Origin of the sequence: Eudoraea sp., from assembly GCF_049669105.1 — a bacterium.
In the GTDB taxonomy this organism is placed as follows: domain Bacteria; phylum Bacteroidota; class Bacteroidia; order Flavobacteriales; family Flavobacteriaceae; genus Eudoraea.
The window spans coordinates 1-6,991 of sequence record NZ_JBATKE010000223.1; the positions used below are offsets into that span (position 1 = coordinate 1).

Consider the following 6,991-nt stretch of genomic DNA (forward strand, 5'->3'; position numbering starts at 1 on the left):
CCTCAGTGGAAAAAGAATTAATTACCCGGTCTGCCCTAACATCATACACATCGCAGACTGCAGTAAGTTTTATATTCAATTTATCCTGATTCATAAAATCTTTCAATCGGGAATGATTTGGATCTTCTTCTGCAGCTAATCTCATTTCTTCCAACCATTCTTTTGTTGCAAATCCTAATGCTCTGCATAATTGTTCTCCCCTAATTCCAAAACCAATAATTCCTACCCTTACAGGATCACCACTAATTGTTTTTACTGCTGAAGGTAATGAAGGCTGTATATTCAATTGTTCAAGTATGGCTGTGCGCTCCCTGTTTTTGGAAACCGAATTTGAAGCACCCGCCCACCATACAGCTCCTAGAATAGGGATTCCGCCTAAGCCTTTAATTACATCTCTTCTTGTCCATTTCATAAGGTTTCAGTTTTAGTTTGTTCTTTGTTTTTATTAAATAGGTATGATAGACCAAAAGTTTGACCGGTTGGAAATTGATAAATAACCATACAGGCAGCAAGTTCTATTAAATTTTTATTGACAAACCAATAACTCCCCTCAACATTTAATTGCTGTAGCCAGGGGAAAGGAGGATGTGCCAAATAATACAAAGCGAGTAATAGAATCCCGACTAGAGCACCTTTTTTCTCAAATATCCCTAACAAAAGAGTAATCCCCACAAACATTAGCGCCAACCAATTAAGGGTGTCTGCCCAACCAATTAAGGGTTCTTTTGCGATTGCCAAAAACATGGGTTCCAGCGGACCTTGTGCTGTAGCCAGGTAGCCAAATGAGGTCCAGTCAGGATTGTAAAGCTTTATAACACCTTCATATAAAAAGTGCCAGCCAATAAGTACGCGCATCAACACAATACTGTGTTTTAATTGCCATTTTCCTTTAGTTTCAGTCATATTGTTTAGTTAAAGTTATGAATTCGTATTTTCCCTTAGAAGGTTTTTATTTTGGTTTCATATCGCAAGCCTTGGTTAAATATAATAACAGCAGCTATGCTCTATAATATATTTTACTAATAAATGATTTGGGAAATTACTTCTTTCCGTACTAACAAAACCTTATAAATTTAAGCCTTTTAAATAGAATAAAACTGATCAAAACTAGACCCTCAACTCTAACTTTCCTATGACAAATATCAGGTTTCTCTATTGGCGAAGCCATCTAAAATAAATGGTCCACATAGCTGTAATAAAACCTCATGCTCTTGAAGCCAATGTATTCATAGCTTCTACAAAAGTATCCAGTTCTTTTGTAGTTGTGTATACATTAGGAGTAATTCTACATCCATGAACGTTGGCACTATCTATAGCTACCGTAAATATATAAAATTCATTAAAAAGAATTTTTGCCAACTCCGCAGGAGCTATTTTATCAATTCCCACATTGGCAATCCCACAACTTCGATAATCCTCAACCGGAGTATTTACATTGATATTTTTTACATTCCTTAATTTTTCACTCCAATACCGCTGCAAGAACCTTAATCTTTTTTCTTTTCTTTCCAGGCCAATCATTTCCAGATAATCTATTGAGTCTTCAATAGCAAGATCGGTATAAACCGGGTGGGTGCCCGTATGATTCAACCTTGTAATATCATTTGGATCCCGGTCATGTTCTGCTAAAAGTGGCCAAATTTTTGATATCTTATCGCTAGCAACATATAGTAATCCGGCACCTAAAGGTGTACTTAACCATTTGTGAAGACTGGAAGCGTAATAATCGCAGTTCAGATCATCTATCTTCACCTGAATATGGCCAATACAATGCGCTCCGTCAACCATGACCTCAACACCATGCTTATGTGCCATATCACAAATCTTTCGGACAGGTAATATTTGTCCTGTAATGTTGATCATATGGCACACCATAATTAATTTGGTATTAGGCGTAATCTGTTCCTCGTACAGTGCAACCAATTCATCATCCGAAACCGGATGGTTAGGTAAGGAAACTATTTTATTGACAACCCCGTACCGTTTTGCGATCAATGCAAAATGATCCTGCATGGAGCCGTAATCCTGTTCTGCAAAAATTGCCTCATCATTCTCATTCCATGGATAACCCCCAATTATCAAGTCCAAAGATTCCGTAGTGTTACGGGTAATGATCAATTGATCAGATGAGCACCCAACCAAAGCCGCTAAACGTGTAGTGACTCGTTTTTTATTTTCCCACTGGACCGTTCTCATATAGTAGGAGCCCTCATAGTTAATGTTTTTAACATGCTCCAGAAACCTGCTCATGGTTGGCTGAGGGGTTATATTGTAGTATCCGTTTTCCAGGTTTATATACTCAGGCTTTAACAGATAATCTTTCCTGATGCCCTTCCAGAACTCCTCTTCGTTATTCCCATAATCCCGCTGAAATTCAATTTCCCTTGCATTCAGGTTATAGGGCAGAAAAGGCGTAATTGCCACCATCTTACCCATACTTTTTAAGAAAGCCCTTTTATCCATCCCTTCTATATTACATACAAGATAATAAAAGCAATTCAATATTTATTAATTGTAATTTTTAAGTAATCAATATCATTTTCTGATCAGGTGTTCTATTCCAATCTTTATTAAAAATGTCTATCTTGAAAAAAATATTAATTAACCAACAAAACAAAAAAATGAAAAAACTACTAGCAGAATTTATTGGCACCCTATGGCTGGTGCTCGGTGGATGCGGAAGTGCCGTACTGGCCGCAGCGTATCCGGAACTTGGAATTGGTTTCTTAGGAGTATCCCTTGCTTTTGGTCTTACAGTGCTGACTATGGTCTACGCAATTGGTCATGTTTCGGGTTGCCACCTTAATCCCGCTGTTTCTATTGGGCTATGGATAGGTGGGCGTTTTGAAAGTAAAGAATTGATTCCTTACATAATTGCGCAGGTATTGGGAGGTATTGCCGGAGCCGGGATATTATATCTTATTGCCACTGGTAAATCCGGATTTGAAATTGGCGGATTCGCCAGCAATGGTTACGGGGAACATTCCCCGGGGGGTTATAGTATGTTAGCCGCCCTTATTACAGAGGTCGTTATGACTTTTATGTTCCTTATCATTATCCTTGGGGCAACGCATTCCAAAGCTCCAAAAGGAATGGCGGGTTTAGCTATTGGACTTGGGCTTACACTAATACACCTTATAAGTATCCCGGTTACAAATACCTCTGTTAATCCAGCCAGAAGTACTAGTCAGGCTCTTTTCGCGGGCGACTGGGCAATTGGCCAGTTATGGCTTTTTTGGGTAGCCCCCATAGTGGGTGCAATATTAGCAGGTCTCGTTTATAAATATATTTCACCCGAAAGTAAAAGTTAAAACAATTAGGGGCCAAATTGGCCCCTAATTATTGTTTTTACCAAACGCACTTATTTCTTTTATGAAATAGTATTTTTATTTTTTAAATACCAAAACCAGCTCTCAGCATGCCATTACTAATAGTAATTATAGGAATATTACTTCTCTTTATCCTGATTGCGAAATTTAAACTTAATGCGTTTATAACATTTATCATTGTTTCTCTGTTTGTAGGCATTGCAGAAGGAATGACTCTGGAAAACGTGGTACAATCCATTCAGAATGGAATAGGAAATACGCTAGGCTTTCTGGTTATGATTTTGGGTCTTGGTGCCATGTTAGGGAAATTGGTAGCCGATAGTGGGGCAGCACAGCGCATTACCTCCAAACTGGTAAGTAAGTTTGGAATAAAAAATATTCAATGGGCCCTGGTACTTACTGGATTTATTGTGGGTATCCCAATGTTCTATTCAGTGGGGTTTGTTATTTTAGTCCCTTTAGTCTTTACCGTAGCTGCTGCAACGGGACTACCTCTTTTATATGTGGGATTACCAATGTTGGCTTCACTGTCTGTAACTCATGGGTATCTTCCTCCGCATCCGGCTCCAACTGCAATTACCGTTATGTTTGATGCAGATCTGGGTAAAACCCTGGTTTATGGGATCATCATAGCAATCCCGGCAATTATTATAGCAGGTCCTTTATTTTCGAGAACCATTAAAAATATTAAGGCAACACCTCTAAAGGAATTTATAAATCCCAAAATATTGGAAGATCATGAAATGCCGGGTTTAGGAATAAGCATCTTTACTGCCTTATTACCCATTTTGCTTATTGCCACAGCCACTTTGGCCGATCTTTTTTTACCGGAGGATTTTTACCTTAACCCAATCATAGGTTTTCTTGGCAATCCAGTCATAGCGATGCTAATTGCTGTACTAGTTGCAATTTATACCCTGGGACTTGCCCGTGGTAAAAAAATGCCAGAAGTAATGGTTTCTGTTAGTAGTTCAATTTCCGGAATTACTATGGTACTTTTGATTATAGCGGGCGCAGGTGCTTTAAAACAAGTTTTAATAGATAGTGGCGTAAGTGATTACATAGCTGGCATGCTCCAAGGATCTGCCATTTCTCCGTTGTTATTGGCCTGGTCCATAGCTACTGTCATAAGGGTTTGTGTGGGATCTGCCACCGTTGCTGGCTTAACAGCGGCAGGGATAGTTTTACCTTTGGTTTCCAATCCCGGGGTAAGTGCAGAATTAATGGTTTTGGCCATAGGTTCGGGGAGTTTAATGTTATCTCATGTAAACGATGGTGGATTTTGGCTTTTTAAGGAATATTTCAATTTGTCTGTAAAAGATACGCTGAGAACATGGACTGTAATGGAAACAACTGTAGGCGTTATTGGCCTCATTGGTGTATTGGTACTCAACACATTAATTTAAATCGAACGATATGAACAATTTACCATCACAACGAATAGCAACTTTAGGGTTGATCTTACCTCCGGCTCCTCCACCTGCCGGGGTATACAAACCTATCTTAGTAGTCGATAATTTTCTTTATGTTTCCGGTCAGGGGCCAATGCAGGCCGACGGAACCTACATGACAGGGAGAGTTGGAGATGATCTTACTCTGGGGCAGGGTAAACTGGCAGCGGAACAAGTGGGCTTGACAATGCTTTCAACGATTAAGACTCATTTTGGAGATTTGGACAGGATAAAAAGAGTGGTAAAGGTACTGGGCATGGTGAATTCTACTCCCGATTTTGGGCAGCAACCCCTGGTAATAAACGGCTTTAGTGAACTCATGGCTGATGTGTTTGGAACAGAAAATGGCGTAGGTGTTCGCAGTGCTGTGGGTATGATGTTACCGGGCAATATTCCGGTTGAAATTGAAGCTATGTTTCAACTGCATTAAACAGATTTAAAATGGCAGGTAAAAATTGGTACGAACTGGATAATCCCGAAGAAATTGTTTCTCCCTCTTTGTTGGTATATCCGGATAGAATTGAAAAAAACATTGAGTTGATGATTTCAATGATTGGGGATCGCTCCAGACTTCGTCCGCATATAAAAACCCATAAAACGGCAGAAATTATTGAGATGCAAATGCAACACGGTATACAAAAATTTAAATGTGCTACCATTGCCGAAGCAGAACTTTTGGCACAATGCGGCGCCAAAGACATACTGCTGGCCATGCAACCTGTTGGCGCTAATTTAAACAGGTTTTTTAAACTGATTGCCTCCTATCCCAATTCTGTGTTTTCAACTATTGTGGATAATGAAATTACCATTGGCCTTATTTCAAAAATGGCCGCTTCCAATAACATAACTGTTGCATTATTCCTGGACCTCAACACCGGTATGAACAGAACGGGGATAGAACCAAATGACCATGCGGTTGAGTTGTTTAGGCAAATTGCAGAAGACCCAAACTTAGAAGCGCGTGGCCTTCATGCCTATGATGGCCATATCAGGGATACTGATTTAAAACTTCGAAAACAAGTATGTGACGCTGCTTATAAATTAGTAACAAATCTTAAAAGCAAAATAGAAGCTATAGGGATAGAAGTAAAAACATTGGTTATGGGAGGATCACCTTCATTTCCTATTCATGCCGCGAGACAGAATGTAGAGACCAGTCCCGGAACAACATTGCTTTGGGATGAGCGATATGGAACTTCTTTTAAAGACATGCCATTTTTACCGGCAGCGGTATTACTTACCAGAATTGTCAGCAAACCTAAAAGGGGAGTGATCTGTCTGGATCTCGGACATAAAGCAATTGCTCCCGAGATGGATTTTCCAAGGGTAAAAATCTTTGGACTGGAAGATGCAGAGCAAACCGGGCAAAGTGAAGAGCATTTAGTGCTGCATTATGCCAAAAGTGGAACCTTGAATATTGGGGATGTTTTTTATGCCATTCCTATGCATATTTGCCCCACGGTAGCTAAATATTCCAAAGTTCTGACTGTTGAGGACGGTCAGATCACAGGAGCGTGGAAAATTGCCGCAAGAGATCATCAAATGCAAATTTAAAAAAGCACATATGTTTATTTTTGACGCACATCTTGATTTAGCGATGAACGCAATGGAATGGAACCGGGACCTAACCTGGTCCGTTGAGGATATCCGGGCGAAGGAGGAAGGGATGATAGACAAACCTGATAGGGGTAAAAATACGGTTTCTCTTGGCGCCATGCGTAGGGGAAATATTGGCTTGTGTATGGCTACTCAGATCGCTCGATACGTAAAAAAAGAAAATGAACTTCCCGGATGGAATTCCCCCCACCAGGCCTGGGCACAAACTCAGGGTCAACTCGCCTGGTACAGAGCCATGGAAGCCATTGGAGAAATGGTTCAGATTACCAATCTGGCAGAATTAAATAACCATTTAGACCTTTGGAATTCTTTGGGTAACAGCAAAAATCCCATTGGCTACATTCTTAGTTTGGAAGGAGCCGACTCTATTATTACCCTTGATCATCTAGAGAAAAGCTATGAACAGGGCCTTCGAGCCATCGGGCCTGCTCATTATGGACCCGGGACCTACGCCCATGGCACAAATTCCATTGGGGGAATTGGCCGTAAAGGAAAAGAGCTTTTAAAAGAGATTGCTCGATTAAATATTATTTTGGACACCACCCATTTATGTGATGAAAGTTTTTGGGAAACCATGAAGGCCTACCATGGGCC

At 40.2% G+C, this 6,991-nt stretch carries 7 protein-coding genes and 1 pseudogene; 5 read left to right on the forward strand and 3 right to left on the reverse strand.

Going from position 1 to position 6,991, the window contains the following annotated elements; genetic code table 11:
• The 3 genes and pseudogenes from WBM60_RS16635 to WBM60_RS16645 form a co-directional block, all read right to left on the reverse strand.
• Positions 1-412: pseudogene (locus WBM60_RS16635) on the reverse strand (gfo/Idh/MocA family oxidoreductase); the annotation flags it as partial.
• The gene (locus tag WBM60_RS16640) at positions 409-903 is read right to left on the reverse strand and encodes a DoxX subfamily (RefSeq protein WP_424278932.1); all 495 of its coding nucleotides are present in this window, start codon (positions 901-903) and stop codon (positions 409-411) included. The pseudogene WBM60_RS16635 and the gene WBM60_RS16640, both read right to left, overlap by 4 nt.
• 300 nt (positions 904-1,203) lie before the next feature.
• A complete protein-coding gene (locus WBM60_RS16645; protein ID WP_424283359.1) occupies positions 1,204-2,463 on the reverse strand; it encodes an aminotransferase class V-fold PLP-dependent enzyme in 1,260 nt (419 codons plus the stop codon).
• A gap of 158 nt (positions 2,464-2,621) precedes the next feature.
• On the opposite strand from WBM60_RS16645, the gene aqpZ reads away from it, so the two are divergent.
• The 5 genes from aqpZ to WBM60_RS16670 form a co-directional block, all read left to right on the forward strand.
• Positions 2,622-3,311: an aquaporin Z gene (aqpZ, locus tag WBM60_RS16650; RefSeq protein WP_424260447.1), complete on the forward strand. Its 690-nt coding sequence runs from the start codon at positions 2,622-2,624 to the stop codon at positions 3,309-3,311.
• A gap of 107 nt (positions 3,312-3,418) precedes the next feature.
• Positions 3,419-4,735: a gluconate:H+ symporter gene (locus tag WBM60_RS16655; RefSeq protein ID WP_424260449.1), complete on the forward strand. Its 1,317-nt coding sequence runs from the start codon at positions 3,419-3,421 to the stop codon at positions 4,733-4,735.
• 10 nt (positions 4,736-4,745) lie between these two features.
• Entirely contained in the window at positions 4,746-5,210 is a 465-nt protein-coding gene (locus tag WBM60_RS16660; protein ID WP_424260451.1) for a RidA family protein, read from the forward strand.
• Between the two features lie 11 nt (positions 5,211-5,221).
• Positions 5,222-6,334 (forward strand): D-TA family PLP-dependent enzyme, encoded by a 1,113-nt coding sequence (locus WBM60_RS16665; RefSeq protein WP_424276900.1) that lies wholly within the window; start codon positions 5,222-5,224, stop codon positions 6,332-6,334.
• Between the two features lie 10 nt (positions 6,335-6,344).
• A partial coding sequence (locus WBM60_RS16670) for a dipeptidase (RefSeq protein ID WP_424283360.1) occupies positions 6,345-6,991 on the forward strand: 647 nt, incomplete at its 3' end.

Bases quoted from the DNA above. Each gene is read 5' to 3' on its own strand.
- WBM60_RS16660 (WP_424260451.1), top strand. From the start codon at position 4,746: ATGAACAATTTACCATCACAACGAATAGCAACTTTAGGGTTGATCTTA.
- WBM60_RS16640 (WP_424278932.1), bottom strand. From the start codon at position 903: ATGACTGAAACTAAAGGAAAATGGCAATTAAAACACAGTATTGTGTTG.
- WBM60_RS16655 (WP_424260449.1), top strand. From the start codon at position 3,419: ATGCCATTACTAATAGTAATTATAGGAATATTACTTCTCTTTATCCTG.
- WBM60_RS16645 (WP_424283359.1), bottom strand. From the start codon at position 2,463: ATGGATAAAAGGGCTTTCTTAAAAAGTATGGGTAAGATGGTGGCAATT.
- WBM60_RS16665 (WP_424276900.1), top strand. From the start codon at position 5,222: ATGGCAGGTAAAAATTGGTACGAACTGGATAATCCCGAAGAAATTGTT.
- aqpZ (WP_424260447.1), top strand. From the start codon at position 2,622: ATGAAAAAACTACTAGCAGAATTTATTGGCACCCTATGGCTGGTGCTC.